This is a genomic window from Bradyrhizobium sp. 18BD, from assembly GCF_054185225.1.
Genome location: NZ_JAVAYL010000017.1, coordinates 1 through 17,778 on the forward strand (window position 1 = coordinate 1; position 17,778 = coordinate 17,778).

19 protein-coding genes are annotated in these 17,778 nt (G+C 65.2%); 13 read left to right on the top strand and 6 right to left on the bottom strand.

What is annotated here, in order from left to right; translation table 11 throughout:
* Positions 1–191 precede the first annotated feature (191 nt).
* Positions 192–1,436 carry an MFS transporter gene (locus RAD16_RS27395; RefSeq protein WP_458160949.1) on the bottom strand — a complete coding sequence of 415 codons (1,245 nt, stop codon included), beginning with the start codon at positions 1,434–1,436 and terminating at the stop codon, positions 192–194.
* 163 nt (positions 1,437–1,599) lie between these two features.
* Here RAD16_RS27395 and RAD16_RS27400 point away from each other — a divergent pair, with 163 nt between their 5' ends.
* On the top strand, positions 1,600–2,949 hold the full coding sequence (locus RAD16_RS27400; RefSeq protein ID WP_458160950.1) for an Nramp family divalent metal transporter: 1,350 nt from the start codon (positions 1,600–1,602) through the stop codon (positions 2,947–2,949).
* Between the two features lie 69 nt (positions 2,950–3,018).
* On the opposite strand, the gene RAD16_RS27405 is transcribed toward RAD16_RS27400, so the two are convergent.
* The 3 genes from RAD16_RS27405 to hemB all read right to left on the bottom strand — a co-directional run bounded on the left by RAD16_RS27405 (position 3,019) and on the right by hemB (position 5,775).
* The gene (locus RAD16_RS27405) at positions 3,019–3,795 is read right to left on the bottom strand and encodes an arginyltransferase (RefSeq protein WP_458160951.1); all 777 of its coding nucleotides are present in this window, start codon (positions 3,793–3,795) and stop codon (positions 3,019–3,021) included.
* Between the two features lie 144 nt (positions 3,796–3,939).
* Complete coding sequence (locus tag RAD16_RS27410) at positions 3,940–4,482, bottom strand: RDD family protein (protein WP_458160952.1); 543 nt, start codon at positions 4,480–4,482, stop codon at positions 3,940–3,942.
* Between the two features lie 231 nt (positions 4,483–4,713).
* Entirely contained in the window at positions 4,714–5,775 is a 1,062-nt protein-coding gene (gene hemB, locus RAD16_RS27415) for a porphobilinogen synthase (RefSeq protein WP_458160953.1), read from the bottom strand.
* Between the two features lie 138 nt (positions 5,776–5,913).
* Between hemB and RAD16_RS27420 the strand changes: the two genes are divergently transcribed.
* The 12 genes from RAD16_RS27420 to RAD16_RS27475 all read left to right on the top strand — a co-directional run bounded on the left by RAD16_RS27420 (position 5,914) and on the right by RAD16_RS27475 (position 16,520).
* Positions 5,914–6,429: a DUF6163 family protein gene (locus RAD16_RS27420; protein ID WP_458160954.1), complete on the top strand. Its 516-nt coding sequence runs from the start codon at positions 5,914–5,916 to the stop codon at positions 6,427–6,429.
* Positions 6,430–6,913: 484 nt separating this feature from the next.
* The gene (gene ldtR, locus RAD16_RS27425) at positions 6,914–7,432 is read left to right on the top strand and encodes a transcriptional regulator LdtR (protein WP_011087797.1); all 519 of its coding nucleotides are present in this window, start codon (positions 6,914–6,916) and stop codon (positions 7,430–7,432) included.
* A 211-nt stretch (positions 7,433–7,643) separates the two neighbouring features.
* On the top strand, positions 7,644–7,880 hold the full coding sequence (locus RAD16_RS27430) for a hypothetical protein (RefSeq protein WP_326900612.1): 237 nt from the start codon (positions 7,644–7,646) through the stop codon (positions 7,878–7,880).
* 37 nt (positions 7,881–7,917) lie between these two features.
* On the top strand, positions 7,918–8,139 hold the full coding sequence (locus tag RAD16_RS27435) for a hypothetical protein (protein WP_458160956.1): 222 nt from the start codon (positions 7,918–7,920) through the stop codon (positions 8,137–8,139).
* 256 nt (positions 8,140–8,395) lie between these two features.
* Entirely contained in the window at positions 8,396–9,694 is a 1,299-nt protein-coding gene (gene glyA / locus RAD16_RS27440; RefSeq protein ID WP_458160957.1) for a serine hydroxymethyltransferase, read from the top strand.
* 29 nt (positions 9,695–9,723) lie between these two features.
* Positions 9,724–10,206, top strand: coding sequence for a transcriptional regulator NrdR (gene nrdR, locus RAD16_RS27445; protein WP_212432249.1), 483 nt, complete (start codon positions 9,724–9,726; stop codon positions 10,204–10,206).
* A complete protein-coding gene (gene ribD, locus RAD16_RS27450; protein WP_458160958.1) occupies positions 10,203–11,351 on the top strand; it encodes a bifunctional diaminohydroxyphosphoribosylaminopyrimidine deaminase/5-amino-6-(5-phosphoribosylamino)uracil reductase RibD in 1,149 nt (382 codons plus the stop codon). The genes nrdR and ribD overlap by 4 nt, the downstream gene beginning before the upstream one ends.
* A 1-nt stretch (position 11,352) precedes the next feature.
* Positions 11,353–11,964 (top strand): riboflavin synthase, encoded by a 612-nt coding sequence (locus tag RAD16_RS27455; RefSeq protein WP_458160959.1) that lies wholly within the window; start codon positions 11,353–11,355, stop codon positions 11,962–11,964.
* Positions 11,965–12,038: 74 nt separating this feature from the next.
* The gene (gene ribH / locus RAD16_RS27460; RefSeq protein WP_458160960.1) at positions 12,039–12,530 is read left to right on the top strand and encodes a 6,7-dimethyl-8-ribityllumazine synthase; all 492 of its coding nucleotides are present in this window, start codon (positions 12,039–12,041) and stop codon (positions 12,528–12,530) included.
* Between the two features lie 21 nt (positions 12,531–12,551).
* The gene (gene nusB / locus RAD16_RS27465; protein ID WP_458161133.1) at positions 12,552–13,046 is read left to right on the top strand and encodes a transcription antitermination factor NusB; all 495 of its coding nucleotides are present in this window, start codon (positions 12,552–12,554) and stop codon (positions 13,044–13,046) included.
* Between the two features lie 117 nt (positions 13,047–13,163).
* Complete coding sequence (gene thiL / locus RAD16_RS27470; RefSeq protein ID WP_458160961.1) at positions 13,164–14,162, top strand: thiamine-phosphate kinase; 999 nt, start codon at positions 13,164–13,166, stop codon at positions 14,160–14,162.
* Positions 14,163–14,399: 237 nt separating this feature from the next.
* Complete coding sequence (locus RAD16_RS27475) at positions 14,400–16,520, top strand: sodium-translocating pyrophosphatase (RefSeq protein WP_458160962.1); 2,121 nt, start codon at positions 14,400–14,402, stop codon at positions 16,518–16,520.
* A 107-nt stretch (positions 16,521–16,627) separates the two neighbouring features.
* Here the strand turns inward: RAD16_RS27475 and RAD16_RS27480 are convergent, their stop codons facing one another.
* Together RAD16_RS27480 and RAD16_RS27485 are read right to left on the bottom strand one after the other, a co-directional pair.
* Positions 16,628–17,044, bottom strand: coding sequence for a carboxymuconolactone decarboxylase family protein (locus RAD16_RS27480; protein WP_458161134.1), 417 nt, complete (start codon positions 17,042–17,044; stop codon positions 16,628–16,630).
* A complete protein-coding gene (locus tag RAD16_RS27485) occupies positions 16,983–17,411 on the bottom strand; it encodes a MerR family transcriptional regulator (protein WP_212432257.1) in 429 nt (142 codons plus the stop codon). The genes RAD16_RS27480 and RAD16_RS27485 overlap by 62 nt, the downstream gene beginning before the upstream one ends.
* Positions 17,412–17,778: the final 367 nt, after the last annotated feature.

Sequence of the window (17,778 nt, forward strand, 5' to 3'; positions counted from 1 at the left end):
CCGACCTTGACTAGAGCTGCGCGCGCCATCTCCACGCTTCCACGGTCGGGACGAAGAGCTGGCCTGCAATCGAACAAAGAGCTGACCATAAACCTTGACACACCAAATCCCCATGTGAGCAATCCAGGGTGTCTCCGCGGAGGGACTCTGGATTGCTTCGTCGCTTCGCTGCGCTCGCAATGACGCTGTGGCTAACAGCTAGCCGCCACTTCATCCCCCACCATGGCCGGCTGCCGGTCCAGCGCCACCGCCGGTGACAGCCAGATCACCAGCGCCTGCACGCCGAACACGGCTGCTGCCAGATACAGGCACGCTTCTGCGCTCCAGAGGCCGCCGACGATCGCGCCTAGCGCCGAGCCGAGGGGGCGGGCGCCGTAGCTCATGATGTTGATGGCGGAGACGCGGCCGAGCAGGCGCGGCGGCGTCACGGACTGGCGCAGGGTCGTGGTCGAGATCACCCACAGGATCGGCCCGACGCCGAGCAGGAAGAAGCTGAGGCCCGCGAGCCAGGGCGAGGGGACCAGCACCGTCAGTGCCATCACCACCGCCGCAACGAAGCCCGTGATCGGGCCGAGGCCGACCACGGTGCCGAAGGCGATGCGCTGCATCACGCGCGTTGCGAACAGCGCGCCGATCACCATGCCGACACCGTACATCGTCAGCACGGTGCCGACACCGGCGGCGGTCAGGCCGAGATGGCGCACCGCGTAAGGCACGAACACGGCGATCTGCAGGAACCAGCCGGTGTTGAAGATGAACTGCGTGATGAAGACCGGCCGCAGCAGCGGATGGTGGAAGACGAAGCCCGCGCCCTCGCGGATCTCCTGCAACGGATGCCGTCGCGGTGATGGTGTGCGCGCAGGCTCGTAGATGCCGGAGAGCAGCACGACGGCGATCGCCGAGAGCGCCGCGGCAAAGCCGAACGCCGGGCTCGCGCCCCACCACCCCACCAGCGCACCGCCGAGCGCAGGGCCGCTGGCAAACGCGATGGTGCGGGCCAGCTCGATCCGGGCATTCGCGGCCGGCAGCAGCTCCGCGCTCACCAGCGACGGCACCAGTGCCGGCGCGGCGACGCTGTAGACGACGGTGCCGCACACCGCCGCGAAGCCGAGCAGCGCCAGCAGCGGCAGATTGAGCGCGCCGAGCCCGAGCAGCAGCACGATTGTCCCGAGCGCCGCGGCCCGCAGCGCCTCGGCGCTTGCCATCAGTGAGCGGCGGGAGATGCGGTCGGCGAGCAGACCGGCTGGAATGGCGAACAGCACGAAGGGCAGGGTCAAGGCGGTCTGCAACATGCCGGTCTGGCCCTCGGCGACCCCGAGCGTCAGCACCGCGACGATGGGGGCGGCGGCCAGCGCGATCTGCTCGGCGGATTGAGCGGCGAGGTTGGACCAGGCGAGGCGGCTGAAAGTGTCGGGAAGGCGGGGCGGATTTGACATGGCTCATTTCCTGCAAAGTCGGATTGGCGCCAGTATTCGCCTCCGACGCCGGCCAAACCCACCCGCTTCCCGACAGGAGCGGGCAAAACGCACCGGGAACCGATGCGCCTAGATGCAGTTGCAAATGAGTTGCAATAAGGCTCGACTTCGGTATTCTGACCGCATGGATGCCCGATCGCCCGATCTAACCCCCGATACCGGCTGGCGCACCGATGTGCCGACCACCAAGAGCCTCGCCGAGGTGAATGCCACGGTGGCCATTCCGGCCGCGGGGCAGTGGTGGCGCCGGCTGCTCGCCTTTGTCGGCCCGGGCTATATGGTCTCGGTCGGCTACATGGACCCCGGCAATTGGGCGACCGACCTCGCCGGCGGGTCCAGGTTCGGCTACACGCTGCTCTCGGTCATCCTGCTTTCGAACCTGATGGCGATCCTGCTGCAGTCGCTGGCGGCGCGGCTCGGTATCGTCACCGACCGCGACCTCGCGCAGGCCTGCCGCGCGACCTATTCGCCGGCGGTCAACTTCCTGCTCTGGCTCGCCTGCGAGGCCGCGATCATCGCCTGCGATCTCGCCGAAGTCATCGGCACCGCCATCGCGCTGAAACTGCTGTTCGGCATTCCCCTGGTCGGCGGCGCGCTGCTCGCCGCGCTCGATGCCTTCCTGCTGCTGCTGTTGATGAACCGCGGTTTCCGTTTCCTCGAAGCCTTCGTCATGGCGCTGCTGGCCGTGATCGCGGTGTGCTTCGCGGTCCAGATCGTGGCTGCCGCACCGCCGGTCGCGGAAGTCCTGCACGGCTTCATGCCGAAGACCGAGATCTTCACCAATTCCGAGATGCTCTACATCGCGATCGGCATCATCGGCGCGACCGTGATGCCGCATAATCTCTATCTGCATTCCTCGATCGTGCAGACGCGCGCCTATGAGCGCAACGAGGAGGGCCGGCGCGAGGCGATCAAATGGGCGACGACGGACTCGACCATCGCCCTGATGCTGGCGCTGTTCATCAATGCCGCGATCCTCGTGGTGGCGGCCGCAACGTTCCACAAGAGCGGCCATTCCGATGTCGCCGAGATCGGTCAGGCGTTCGAGCTGCTGTCGCCGCTGCTGGGTCTCGGCATTGCCTCGACGCTGTTCGCGGTGGCACTGCTCGCCTCAGGCCTCAACTCGACGGTGACGGCGACGCTGGCCGGCCAGATCGTGATGGAGGGCTTTCTCGATCTGCGCCTTCCGAGCTGGGCGCGCCGCCTGCTCACGCGTGGCATCGCGATCATCCCGGTGATTATCGTCACCGCGATCTATGGCGAGCGCGGCACGGCGGATCTGCTGGTGTTCAGCCAAGTCGTGCTGTCGATGCAGCTTCCCTTCGCCGTCATCCCGCTGGTGCGTTTCGTCTCCGACCGCCGCAAGATGGGCAAGTTCGCGATCCCCACATCGGTTGCCGCGATCGCGTGGATCGTTGCCGGCATCATCGTGGTTCTGAACGTGAAGCTGCTGGTGGATACGCTTGTTGGGTGAGTGGCGAATGGCGAGTAGCGAATGGGAGCGTTTCTCTTATTCGCTACTCGCTACTCGCCATTCGCACCATTAGTCCTGCGGTTCGGACGCCGCGTCGCCCTGTGCGTCGATGCGCAGCCAGCCTGAGGGGGCGAGGCGCTGCTGCGGCAGGAAGCGGGCCTTGTAGTCCATCTTCTTGGAGCCCTCGATCCAGTAGCCGAGATAGACGTAGGGCAATCCTTGCCGGCGGGCGCGGGCGATGTGGTCGAGGATCATGAAGGTGCCCATCGAGCGGCTGACCTGGTTCGGCTCGAAGAACGAATAGACCATCGACAGGCCGTCGCTGAGCACGTCGGTCAGGGCGACCGCGATCAGCTCTTCGCCGCGGCCGGTGATGCCACTGTCGGGGCCGCGCTTGCGGTACTCGATGATGCGGGTCTCGACATGGCTGTCCTCGACCATCATGGCGTAGTCGAGCACGGTCATGTCGGCCATGCCGCCATGGCGATGGCGGGCGTCCAGATAGGCGCGGAACACCGAATATTGCTCGGAGGTCGGCACCGCGCTGCGCTGCTCGCCGATGATGTCGGCGTTACGGGCCATCACCTTGCGGAAATTACGGGACAGGCGGAACTCGTTGGCGACGACCCGGACCGAGACGCAGGCGCGGCACTGGTCGCAGGCCGGCCGGTAGGCGATCGACTGGCTGCGGCGGAACCCGCCATGGGTCAGGAGGTCGTTGAGGTCACCGGCGCGCTCACCCACGAGGTGCGTAAACACCTTGCGCTCATGCCGGCCCGGCAGATACGGGCAGGGCGACGGCGCCGTGAGGTAAAATTGGGGGGTGTCGCGCGAGTGTTGGGTCAAGGGACGTCGTTGGCCTCCGAAGTGAATATCAGCATCGCGCTACGGAAGCCCCCGGTCAATTGGCCTGCGTGGCAGGTCAGATCAGTCAGCTTAGTATGTCCGGGTTGACAGGTCCTTGATCGCCCGGCTCTCAGTAGGCGGTTCTCAGTAGGTCCTGGCTGCCTGGGGCAGGGGCGCCCGGACGGAATTGTTGATCACGACCGTTCCCAGCACGAAATCGTGCAACAGGCGCCGGCGGCCGTTGAACGGGCCGACCAGCACCACGAAGGGCGACAGGAACGAGACCGTCACCCAGAACAGCACGGCATGGGTGGCACCAAGCACGAAGTAGCCGGGGGCGCCGTACCAGGTGCGCAGCTCCAGATCCATGATCCGCATCCCGATCGTCGCGGAGGAGGGACCGCCGATGCAGGCGCCGTAATAGACGATGGCCCAGACCACGGAGGCCGGCCAGGCCAGCCAGAACAGCGCCCAGCCGATGCCGAGCGTGACCACGCCGAACAGCGCGATGAAGATGTAGCCGAGGATGACAGGGACGGAGATCACCACCATGTCGATCAGGAACGCAAACACGCGCCGCGTCGCCACGCCGCGGAACAGTTCCGGATGCAGATAGGGATCGTAGGCGTGCGGCTGCACCGCGCCGTCATTGCGCCAGGCGCCTGAACTACCCGAGTCATACGACATCGTCCGTCCTCCCGAGCGGAAACAGAAGAAAACCCTCGAGACAGGACATGGGAACAGGCCATCCCCGTGCCAAGGGCGTGCGGGTGTCAACAAGCCGAAATATTCCGGCGATCGGGGGCGGTGGCCGGTGCCGTAGGATGGGCAAAGGCGCGCAGCGCCGTGCCCACCATTGCCCGCTGTCGTGCACGATGGATTGGTGGGCACGCTTACGCTTTGCCCACCCGACGAGACTTACGCCTGGGTTCGCAGCTTCTCTGCCACCTTCGGTGCGAAGTAGCTGAGCACGCCGTCGGCGCCGGCGCGCTTGAAGGCGAGCAGGCTCTCCATCATCGCGCGCTCGCCGTCGAGCCAGCCATTGTTGGCGGCAGCCGCGATCATCGCGTATTCGCCGGAGACCTGGTAGGCGAAGGTCGGCATCGCAAAGGTGTCCTTCACGCGGCGGACCACGTCGAGATAGGGCATGCCCGGCTTCACCATCACCATGTCGGCGCCCTCGGAGATGTCGAGCTCGACCTCGCGCAGCGCCTCGTCGGTGTTGGCGCTGTCCATCTGGTAGGTGCGCTTGTCGCCGGTCAGCGTCTTGGCCGAGCCGATCGCGTCGCGGAACGGGCCGTAGAAGGCGGAGGCGTATTTGGCCGCATAGGCCATGATCTGCACGTCGAGCAGGCCGGTGCGGTCCAGCGCCTCGCGGATCGCGGCGACGCGGCCGTCCATCATGTCGGAGGGCGCGATGATGTCGCAGCCGGCATCGGCCTGCACCAGCGCCTGACGCACCAGCACGGCGACCGTCTCGTCGTTCAGGATCTTGCCGTCGGAGATCAGGCCGTCATGGCCGTGGCTGGTGAAGGGATCGAGCGCGACGTCGCAGAGGACGCCGATCTCCGGAAACTCCTTCTTGATCGCGCGCACGGCCTGGCAGACCAGATTGTTCGGGTTGGTGGCTTCCGAGCCCTCTTCGTCGCGCAAGGACGGGTCGGTGTAGGGAAACAGCGCGAGGCAGGGAATGGTGAGCTTCATCGCGCGCTCGGCCTCGCGCACGGCCTGGTCGACGCTGAGGCGCTCGACGCCGGGCATCGAGGCGATCTGCTCGCGCTTGTTGTTGCCGTCGATCAGGAACAGCGGCCAGATCAGATCGTCGGTGGTGAGCACGTTCTCGCGCACCATGCGCCGGGCCCATTCGGCCTTGCGGTTGCGGCGCGGCCGGATGGTCAGATCGAGGGCAGGGGAGGCCGTCGTGCCATCCCGGCGCGAAACCTCGCGCAATTCGATCGGACGTCCGTATTTGATCGCCATCACTCTTCCTCCGGCTGGAATTATTCTTATACCAGCTCGCATGGTTCCTGCCACCGCGGCTTGACCTGCCGCAAGGCAGAATTGAACCGACTTGCGCAGCCGATTGATTTTGCGGGGCGAAACAGCCAGAAGGGGGCCATGTCCGAGATCTCCACCCGCGATGCGGCCCGCGACGGCACCAATGCCAGGGATGCCGCCCGTGACAATGCCAGAGACAACGCCAGGGAAAACGCCATGTCGGTGGCGGCGATCTCATCAGAGCGCGCGGAGTCCGACGACAATGTCTGGACGCGCCGGCTGGTGCTGTTCCTGCGGGTGATGGCGCTGCTCGCGATCCTGAAGGGTCTCTATCACTGGGCGCAGGTCACGGGCTTCGTCGGCGGCGAGGACGAGGCGTTCGAGAACCAGGCGATGGCTTGGCAGGCCGCGACCGTCTACTTCGCGGTGATCGAACTCGTCGCCGCGGTCGGCCTGTGGCTCGCCACACCCTGGGGCGCGGTGGTGTGGCTGACCACCGTGGTGTCGATGGCGGTGATCGAGCTGATGTTCCCGGGCATCTATGGCGGCAGCCTGATCGTCGTCGGCGCGGAGGTCTTCATGCTCGCCGCGTATCTGGCGCTCGCCTGGATGGCCGCGCGCGAACGGCCGCCGTAGCGATCGCGAGCGCAGGCATCTTGTAGGATGGGTAGAGCGAAGCGAAAACCCACCATCCGCATGCAACTACATCGATGGGTTTCGCTTCGCTCTACCCATCCTACAGTCTGTTCAGCTCCGGGACACGCAAGGTTTCACGCGCGCTTGGTTGACCGTTGGTTTCGTAAAATTCGAGGTAACTTTTCGTTGACCTAGCGATATCCGCCACAGCCGTTACGCGCCCGTTTCGAAACGGGGCGGGGCTGTTCTGGAATGTGACAGAGAGGGCGGACGGAGGGTGAACAGGACCTTGCCAGGGTCAACAGACGGTTGCGAAAAGCCCTTGTGGCACAGGCTTAATCCGCAATTCACTGTCTTAAATTCATGATCTCTTTATTCTCTTATTTAAGCCGATCTTCAAACGCCCCTCTTAAGTTGCACCTATCAGGCGGGACACAAGTTTCGTCGAATAAGTGTCGATAAAAACGACAACAGGGGAAGTGTCATGATGAAAGCCGTTGCAACTGCGGCAGATACCGCAGAGCGCGTCTCCGGCCAGCAGGGTTCGGTGCAGTCGCTCTATCTGGAAGCTTTGACTCTGGTGGAGCGGCTGCATCGCCGGCTCCTCGACGTGATCAAGGACGAGTTCGATCGCCGCGGCCGCGCGGACATCAATTCGGTGCAGGCGCTGCTGCTCTACAACATTGGCGACAAGGAGCTGACCGCGGGCGAGCTGCGCACGCGCGGTTACTATCTCGGCTCCAACGTCTCCTACAATCTGAAGAAGCTCGTCGAGCTCGGCTTCCTCGACCATCAGCGCTCGCGCGTTGATCGCCGCTCGGTGCGCATCCGCCTGACGCCGCAGGGCCAGGAGGTTCGCCGCATCGTGGACTCGCTCTACCAGAAGCACGTCAAGACGGTGGAGCAGGTCGGTGGCATCTCGGGCGAGGAGTTCTCCACGCTCAACAAGTCGCTGCACCGCCTCGAGCGGTTCTGGACCGACCAGATCCTGTACCGCCTCTGAGCTTCCAAGGGATCAAGGCCAAGCCGGCCCGCAACAAGACCGGCAAGCCTCCCGAACGTGCCTAACTTCCCCCAAGCGCGCCGGCCCGGCTTGTCCCGGACCGGTGCGTTTTGTCGTCTTTTCGCATTTGTTTCGCACTTGCGAAAAAATGTGCCGGCCGGGTGGAACCAGGTCCTCGCGTCGCAGTTGTCTCTGCGGATCGGAGGATGCGATGCTGGTCGAGCGCGGGTTGCAGGCAATGAACGTCGAACTCGTGAGCGATGCCTATGCCATCGCCGCGAATTACCTCCGCCGCTCCGGCGCGATCCCCGACACGCTCGTCACCAACGAACGCCTGCTCGAGATCATCATCAAGCTGATCCAGCACGGCGAATTCAACAAGATCAGGCTCGCCAACAAGGCGATCGCCCGGTTCGAGGCGCAGTCCGAGGCCAGAGCGGTTGCCTGATCAAGATTCCCACATTTCGGAAGACCCAGAGGGTGCCATGGAAGCTGCCATCGACCGCATCATGCAGACCTATGACCTGCTCGCAAACCGCACCGCCGCGGCGAGCGACGAGGCGCGCGCGAAGGTGACGAACTACCTCAACACCCTGATGGAAGCCGGCGAGAAGGACCCCCACAGGCTGACGGTCTGCGGCCTGACCTATCTGCGCCAGCTCGACGGCAGCGTGGACCCCGTGAAGGCCGGGTATACCGGGCTATAGGGGCGACCGGCGCCGGGGGCGCCATTTAGGGTCCGAAACGGCCCTTCCGGGATGATCGGATCGAGGGCGGCTCCAGCGACCCGTCCTCGCGCCAATATCCTTCAATCCCCACCATATCTTGCATAAATATCAGGCCCGACCCGCAAATGCTTGGCCGGGGGCGGGCGATGTGGTAGATCGCGCTCGCCGCTTCCGATCGCCACACCAAGACCCCCGTAGCCCGCCAAAAGGCTGCGGCGGTGGAGATATTCGCAAGATGACCCTCGCCAAAACCGCCAATGCGCCCGATTCGTTTTTCACCGCCTCGCTCGAGCAGGCCGACCCGGAAATCGCCGCCGCCATCAAGGGCGAGCTCGGCCGGCAGCGCCATGAAGTTGAGCTGATCGCCTCCGAGAACATCGTCAGCCGGGCCGTGCTGGAAGCGCAGGGTTCGGTCATGACCAACAAATACGCAGAGGGTTATCCGGGCGCGCGCTATTACGGCGGTTGTGAGTGGGTCGACGTCGCCGAGAACCTCGCGATCGATCGCGCCAAGAAGCTGTTCGGCGCCAATTTCGCCAACGTGCAGCCGAACTCCGGCAGCCAGATGAATCAGGCCGTGTTCCTGGCGCTGCTGCAGCCCGGCGACACCTTCATGGGTCTCGATCTCGCGGCCGGCGGCCATCTCACCCACGGCTCGCCCGTCAACATGAGCGGCAAGTGGTTCAAGGCCGCGCACTACACCGTGCGCCGCGAGGACCAGATCATCGACATGGACGCGGTCGCCAAGCAGGCCGAAGAGGTCAAGCCGAAGCTGATCGTCGCCGGCGGCTCGGCCTATTCGCGCGCCTGGGACTTCAAGCGCTTCCGCGAGATCGCAGACTCGGTCGGCGCGTACCTGCTGGTCGACATGGCCCACTTCGCGGGCCTCGTCGCCGGCGGCGTGCATGCTTCGCCGGTGCCGTACGCCCACGTCACCACGACCACGACGCACAAGTCGCTGCGCGGTCCGCGCGGCGGCCTGATCCTCAGCAATGACGAGGTGCTCGCCAAGAAGCTGAACTCGGCGATCTTCCCGGGCCTGCAGGGCGGCCCGCTGATGCACGTGATCGCGGCGAAGGCGGTCGCTTTCGGCGAGGCGCTGCGTCCGGACTTCAAGGTCTATGCGAAGAACGTCGTCGAGAACGCCAAGGCGCTGGCCGAAGCGATGAAGAGCCACGGCTTCGATATTGTCTCCGGCGGCACCGATAACCATCTGATGCTGGTTGACCTCCGGCCGAAGGGCCTGAAGGGCAACGTCTCGGAGAAGGCGCTGGTTCGCGCCGCCATCACCTGCAACAAGAACGGTATTCCGTTCGACCCCGAAAAGCCGTTCGTCACCTCGGGCCTGCGTCTCGGCACCCCGGCGGCGACGACCCGCGGCTTCGGCGTCGCCGAATTCCAGCAGGTCGGCGGCATGATCGCCGAGGTCCTCAACGCGATCGCACAGTCCGACGACGGCAAGGCGCCGCTGGTCGAAGCTGCGATCAAGGAACGGGTCAAGGCGCTCACCGACCGGTTCCCGATCTACCAGTAAGGTCCAAGAAAACCGGTCAAGGTACACGGATGCGCTGCCCGAACTGCAACAGTCTCGATACGCAGGTAAAGGACTCGCGTCCGACCGAGGACTCTTCCGTCATCCGCAGGCGGCGCGTGTGCGTCGCCTGCAATTTCCGCTTCACCACCTTCGAACGCGTGCAATTGCGCGAGCTTACGGTGATCAAGCGCAACGGCCGCCGCGTGCCGTTCGACCGCGACAAGCTGATGCGCTCGGTGTCGATCAGCCTGCGCAAGCGGCCGGTCGAGCCGGAGCGGGTCGAGAAGATGGTCTCCACCATCGTGCGCGAGCTCGAGACCGGCGGCGAGGCCGAGATCTCCTCCGAGGTGATCGGCGAGACCGTGATGGAGCATCTGCGCACGCTCGACGACGTCGCCTATGTGCGCTTCGCCTCCGTCTACCGCAATTTCCGCGAGGCCAAGGATTTCGCCGAGGTGCTGGGCGAGCTCTCCGGTGAGGAGGAAGCGCGGCTCGCCGCGATCCGCAAATGATCTTCCGCATCCTGGAAGATCAGTTCGCCCGGAAGATCCGCGAGTCCAAGGACGCCGATCGCCGTTTCATGCAGCTTGCGCTGGCGCTTGGCCGGCGCGGACAGGGGCGCACCTGGCCCAATCCGGCCGTCGGCGCGGTCCTCGTGAAAGATGGCGTGATCGTCGGCCGCGGCTGGACCCAGCCGGGCGGACGGCCGCATGGCGAGCCCGAGGCGCTGCGGCGGGCAGGCGAAGCAGCGCGCGGCGCCACGCTCTATGTCACGCTCGAGCCATGCTCGCATTTCGGCAAATCGCCGCCTTGCGCCGATGCGGTGATCGCCGCCGGCATCACGCGCGTAGTGGCCGCGATCGAAGACCCCAATCCGGAAGTGGCGGGCCAGGGCCATGCGCGGCTGCGTGCCGCCGGCATCACCGTGGATGTCGGCTTGTGCGCGCCGGAGGCTGCGTTCGACCATGCCGGCCATTTCCGCCGCATCCGCGACAAGCGCCCGCATGTGATCCTGAAGCTCGCGGTTTCGCCCGACGGCAAGATCGGCGCGGCCGGCGGCAAGCCGATCGCGATCACCGGCGAGGCCGTGCGCGACCGCGTGCATCTCCTGCGCGCGCAGAGCGATGCGATCCTGGTCGGTATCGGCACGGTGCTGGCGGACGATCCGCAGCTCAATTGCCGCCTGCCGGGCATGGCGGCACGCTCGCCGGTGCGGGTGGTGCTCGACCAGAGCCTACGCATTCCCGCATCCAGCCAGCTCGTGCGCTCCGCGCGCGAGACGCCGCTCTGGGTGATCGCCTCCGAGCTTGCGGAAGCAGCCGCCGCGACCCGCCTGGGGGCTGCGGGCACGCAGATCATCCGCGTACCGCCCGGCAACGCATCGGGCCTCGATCTTCCGGCCGTGCTGCATGCGCTGGCCGGGAAGGGCATCTCACGGCTGATGGTCGAGGGCGGCAGCCGCGTTGCGGCATCTTTCGTCGCGGCCGACCTCGTTGACGAGATCTGGCTGTTCCGCGGCGCGGAAGAGGTGGGCGCCGGCGGTGTCGATGCGCTCGATGCATTGCCCCTGTCGAAAATCACGCAGTCGCAGGCCTACAAGGTTCATGCTAGCGAGACATTCGACAGGGATACTCTCACCATTTACGAGCGCGCTTAACATGTTCACCGGCATTGTCACCGATATCGGCGAGATCGTCGGCTTCACACCGACGGCGCAGGGCCAGCTGCACCGGCTGCGCATCGCCTGCAGCTATGACCAGACCACCATCGCCGACGGCGCCTCGATCGCCTGCAACGGCGTCTGCCTGACGGTGGTCGCGTCCGGCGTCGCAAGCGGTAAAACCTGGTTCGACGTCGATGCCGCCGCCGAGACGCTGGCGCTGACGACGGCGAAGCACTGGAAGGTCGGCACCAAGCTCAACCTCGAGCGCGCGCTGAAGATCGGCGACGAGCTCGGCGGCCATATCGTCGCCGGCCATGCCGACGGGATCGCCACCCTCGTCAGCCGCGAGGACCTGCCCGACATGGCGCGGTTCGAGCTCTCGACCACGCGGGAGCTGGCGCGCTTCATCGCCACCAAGGGCTCGATCACGCTCGACGGCGTCTCGCTGACCATCAATACGGTGAAGGATGTGACCTTTTCGGTGCTGATCATCCCGCATACGCTTGATGTCACCACGATCGGCGGCTGGAAGGCGGGCGCCGAGGTCAATATCGAGGTCGATCTGATGGCCCGCTATGCGGCGCGGCTGACGGAAATGACGGTTTAAAACTTGGCTTACGTGCCTGCGGCGACTACATAACGCGCCGACCCAAGAGACGACTTGCGAGAACGGATTTAACGATGGCAGACGCGCGGCGCGCACCCCTGAAGGACCAGACCGACATTTCCGGCGCACGCGCGCTGATTGTCGAGGCACGGTTCTACGACGATCTCCAGGACGCGCTCCTCGACGGCGCGGTGACCGAACTGAAGGCCGCTGGCCTGACCCATGACGTCATCACGGTTCCCGGTGCGCTGGAGATCCCGGCAGCGGTGGCGATCGCCGTCGATGCGGCTGCGGCCAACGGGAAGCCCTATGACGCCGTGATCGCGCTCGGCTGCGTCATCCGTGGCGACACCATCCATTTCGAGATCGTCTCGCAGGAATCCTCGCGCGCGCTGATGGACCTTGCGGTGGCGCGCAAGCTGCCGCTCGGCAACGGCATCCTCACCGTCAACAATGAGGACCAGGCTTGGGCGCGGGCACGCGCCAGCGAGCTCAACAAGGGCGGCGATGCCGCGCGCGCCGCGCTCGCGATGCTGCGCATCAAGCGCCGCGTGGCGCGGGCCTGAGCCATGGCTGATCCCAAGAAAATGGCTGACATCAAGAAACCGGCGGGCGCGGCGGACAAGAAAGCCAACAAGCGCGGTGCGGCGCGGCTCGCGGCGGTCCAGGCGCTGTACCAGATGGACATCGCCGGCGCCGGCATCAACGACATCTTCGCCGAGTTCGAGAGTCACTGGCTCGGCAACGAGGTCGAGGGCGATACTTACCTGCCGGCGGAAGCCGCGTTCTTTCGCGACGTCGTCTCCGGCGTCGTGCGCGACCAGAAGAAGCTCGATCCCCTGATCGACGAGGCGCTGTCCAAGGGCTGGCCGCTCAAGCGCATCGAGGCGATCCTGCGCGCGGTGCTGCGGGCAGGGGCCTATGAGCTCCAGCATCGCAAGGACGTGCCGGGCCGTGTCGTGGTTTCCGAATATGTCGACGTCGCCAACGCCTTCGTCGACCGTGAGGAGACCGGCATGGTCAACGCCGTGCTCGACCAGATCGGCCGCCAGTTTCGCGGTGATGAGTTCGGGCGCGGGTAGTTTGGGATCGTCATTGCGAGGAGCGTAGCGACGAAGCAATCCAGACTGTTTCTGGAGAGGCTGTCTGGATTGCTTCGCTTCGCTCGCAATGACGGCGGGAGATGACGGATCGAGCCGATGACCACTCCGCAAAACCCCTCCGCCGAAGACTCCCTCATCGCGCGCTATTTCAAGCCGCTGGCGACTGATCCCGGTGCGTTCGGGCTGGTCGATGATGCCGCGGTGCTGTCCTCATCCGGCGACGATATCGTCGTCACCACCGACGCCGTGGTCGAGGGCGTGCACTATCTTGCCACCGACCCGCCCGACACGATCGCGCGAAAAGCGCTGCGGGTGAACCTGTCCGATCTCGCCGCCAAGGGCGCTGCGCCCGCCGGTTTCGTGCTGACGCTGGCGCTGCGCAGCAAGGAGGATTCCTGGCTCAGGCCGTTCGCCGATGCGCTGGGCGAGGACGCGACAGCCTTCGCATGCCCGCTGCTCGGCGGCGACACGGTGTCGACGCCGGGACCGCAGATGATCTCTATCACCGCCTTCGGCCGCGTGCCGAAGGGGCGGATGGTCGGCCGCACCGGCGCCCGGCCGGGCGACCGCATCCTGGTGACGGGGACGATCGGCGATGCCGCGCTCGGCCTCGACGTGCTGACCGACGGCGCCGTGGCTGCGGCGCTCGCGTCCGATCCTGCTGCCAGGGAAGCGCTCATCTCGCGCTATCGCGTTCCGCAGCCGCGCAACGTGTTGGCGCAGGCCGTGCGTGACCATGCCAATGCGGCGATGGACGTGTCCGACGGGCTGGCCGGCGATCTGACCAAGCTCTGCGCGGCCTCAGGCGTCTCGGCGACGGTCGACGTGGCGAGTGTGCCGCTGTCCGCCGCGGCGGCGGGACTGATCGCCCGTAACGCCGTTGGCATTGAGACGCTGCTCGCCGGGGGCGACGATTACGAGGTGCTCTCCACGGCGCCGGCAGCGCAAGCTGATGCGCTGATTGCCGCAGGCCGCGCCGTCGGAATTGCCGTCACGGCGATCGGCACCATTGTCGCCGGTCACGAACGGCCGCGCTTCCTGGACGGGCAGGGCCAGGAACTGGCCTTGAAGCGGCTGTCCTACAGCCACTTCTAGGAATTGCTCCAAACCGGGGGCCGGGCGCTCGGGCTCAGCCTAAATACCAGCCGAGATCGGCCTTTTCGGCCTTATCCGGCGTTGCACCCTCAATTTGATTTTGGCAAGCTCGCAACCGACTAGGGCCACACCTTCGTGCAAGGGGCGGCCTTGTTCAACATAAGGGCGCCGCACCGCTTGACGGAAAAACAAAAGGCGCCGGGGGTACGTACATCAAGGATCTGAGGCAAAAATCACATGACAGCATTATGGTTGATAGTGCTCTGCGGAGTGCTTTCCGTCGTCTACGCGATTTGGGCGACGTCTTCGGTGTTGAGTGCGGATGCGGGGTCACCGCGTATGCAGGAGATCGCGGGAGCGGTGCGTGAAGGCGCACAGGCGTATCTCCGGCGCCAGTACACCACGATCGGTATCGTCGGCATCGTCATCTTCCTCCTGCTCGTCTATTTCCTTGGTATCTACGTCGCCATCGGCTTTTTGATCGGCGCCATCCTGTCGGGGGCGGCCGGCTTCATCGGCATGAACGTCTCGGTTCGCGCCAATGTGCGCACCGCGCAGGCGGCGACGACGTCGCTTGCCGGCGGCCTCGAGCTCGCCTTCAAGGCGGGTGCCATTACCGGCCTTCTGGTCGCGGGTCTCGCGCTGCTCGGCGTGACGCTCTATTTCGGCTTCCTGGTGCATTCGCTGAAGCTTGCGCCCGACAGCCGCACCGTCATCGACGCCATGGTGGCGCTCGGCTTCGGCGCCTCGCTGATCTCGATCTTCGCCCGTCTCGGCGGCGGCATCTTCACCAAGGGTGCGGACGTCGGCGGCGACCTCGTCGGCAAGGTCGAAGCCGGCATCCCCGAGGACGATCCGCGCAATCCCGCGACCATCGCCGATAACGTCGGCGACAACGTCGGCGACTGCGCCGGCATGGCCGCCGACCTGTTCGAGACCTATGCGGTGACCGCGGTCGCCACCATGGTGCTCGCGGCGATCTTCTTCGCCAAGACGCCGATCCTCGCCAACATGATGACGCTGCCGCTCGCCATCGGCGGCATCTGCATCATCACCTCGATCATCGGCACCTTCTTCGTGAAGCTCGGGCCGAGCCAGTCGATCATGGGCGCGCTCTACAAGGGCCTGATCGCAACCGGCGTCCTGTCGCTGATCGGCATCGCCGGGGTGATCTACTACCTGATCGGCTTCGGCAAGCTCGACGGCGTCGACTACACCGGCATGGCGCTGTTCGAATGCGGCGTGGTCGGCCTCGTCGTCACCGCGCTGATCATCTGGATCACCGAATACTACACCGGCACCGACTATCGCCCGGTGAAGTCGATCGCCCAGGCCTCGGTGACCGGCCACGGCACCAACGTGATCCAGGGCCTTGCCGTCTCGATGGAAGCGACCGCGCTGCCCGCGCTCGTGATCATCGCCGGCATCCTGGTCACCTACAGCCTCGCCGGCCTGTTCGGCATCGCGATCGCGACCGCCACCATGCTCGCGCTGGCCGGCATGGTGGTCGCGCTCGACGCGTTCGGCCCGGTGACGGATAACGCCGGCGGCATCGCCGAAATGGCGGGCCTGCCCAAGGAAGTGCGCAAGTCGACCGACGCGCTCGATGCGGTCGGCAACACCACCAAGGCGGTGACCAAGGGCTACGCGATCGGCTCGGCCGGTCTCGGCGCGCTGGTGCTGTTTGCGGCCTATAATCAGGACCTCAAATTCTTCATCGCCGACAGCAACGCCCATGCCTATTTCAAGGGCGTCAATCCCGACTTCTCGCTCAACAACCCCTACGTCGTGGTGGGCCTGTTGTTCGGTGGTCTGTTGCCGTACCTGTTCGGCGCGATGGGCATGACGGCCGTCGGCCGTGCAGCCGGCGCGATCGTGGAGGAGGTGCGTCGCCAGTTCCGCGAGAAGCCGGGCATCATGCAGGGCACCGACAAGCCGGACTACGGCAAGGCGGTCGACCTGCTGACCCGCGCGGCGATCAAGGAAATGATCATCCCCTCGCTGCTTCCAGTGCTGTCGCCGATCGTCGTCTATTTCCTGATCTACGCGATCGCGGGCGGCGGCGCGGCCGGCAAGTCGGCAGCGTTCTCGGCGGTCGGTGCGATGCTGCTCGGCGTGATCGTGACGGGCCTGTTCGTCGCAATCTCGATGACCTCGGGCGGCGGCGCCTGGGACAACGCCAAGAAGTACATCGAGGACGGTCACTTCGGCGGCAAGGGCTCTGACGCCCACAAGTCGGCCGTGACCGGCGACACCGTCGGCGATCCCTACAAGGACACGGCCGGCCCCGCGGTGAACCCGATGATCAAGATCACCAACATCGTGGCCCTGCTGCTGCTGGCGATCCTGGCGCACTGAGCGGCGCAAGCGAGACAAGGCAAAACCCCGCGGCGCGAGCCGCGGGGTTTTTCGTGAGGGGCAGCGCAGTCCGGCTGCACGACAAAACAGGGTTCGACGCTCGAGCTTCAGGCTTTCGGCTTCGACCCGTCCTCGGCTCTTTGCGCAAATACTTCCTTTGCTGCGAACAGGCCGTTGAGAGCAGCCGGGAAGCCGGCATAGACGGCCATCTGGATGAGGATCTCGATGATCTCCTCTCGGCCAAGCCCGACATTCAGACCTGCCTCGATATGCACCTTGAGCTGAGGTGTGGCGTTCCCCATGGCCGCGAGCGCTGCGATCGTTGCGATTTCGCGCGAACGGAGGTCGAGCCCGGGTCGTGAGTAGATGTCGCCAAACGGAAACTCGAATACATAGGTGGCGAAATCCGGGGCGATGTCGCCAAGCGCCGCCACGACCCTGTGGCCGGCCTCTCCGTCGATCTCAGCGAGTGCGCGGCGACCGCGCTCCAACCGGCTTTCGCCGGCGTTCGGGAAGTGTTGCATCATAATCCTTCATCCTCTGTTCCGTTTCGGCATAACCGCCGATCTTGGTGTCGAGGACGAGAAGACAGGCATTCAGTTCGTCGACGTGGGCACGCACGCTTTCACGGTGCCGTTCCAGCAGCGCGCGCCGCTCGGCCTCGGTGCCGCTGCCTCGGTCCCGGAGTTCCGCGTAAAGCAGCATGTCCCGGATCGGCATGCCAGTCGTCTTCAGTCGGCCGAGAAACTCGATCCACACAAGGATCGAGGCATCGTAGTCACGTCGGCTGGATCGATCTCGGTCGGCGTAGGGCAACAGTCCGATCCGCTCGTAGTAGCGGATCGTATGGGCAGTCAGTCCGGAACGCTTCGCGAGTTCGCCGATCTTCATTCCTGTCTCTCATCACGACGCGCGGAAACTACGAGTTCGAGCGCACTCTAAGTCAAGAGACATTTGGGCGTGACGACGGCAAGGGCTCTGATGGCCACAAGTCGGCCGTGACCGGCGACACAGCCGTCCGGCCTCGATCGCCCGTTCCGGTTGTGGAACCAATTGACGTGTCAAAACCAGACATAATATTTAAGGTTGCTTAACCGGCGAGGTTCTAAAATCTCGCGAGGTTTTCGGCGGCTTTTTTTCAGCGAATTTCCGCAGCACGCGCGTTTTGGGGCCTCTCATCGCGTGTTCGGCGCGATGCGCTCTCAACATGCGTTGCCCGCCGTCTGTAAGAGGAGGTTCGGTTGATCTCACTCCCCGT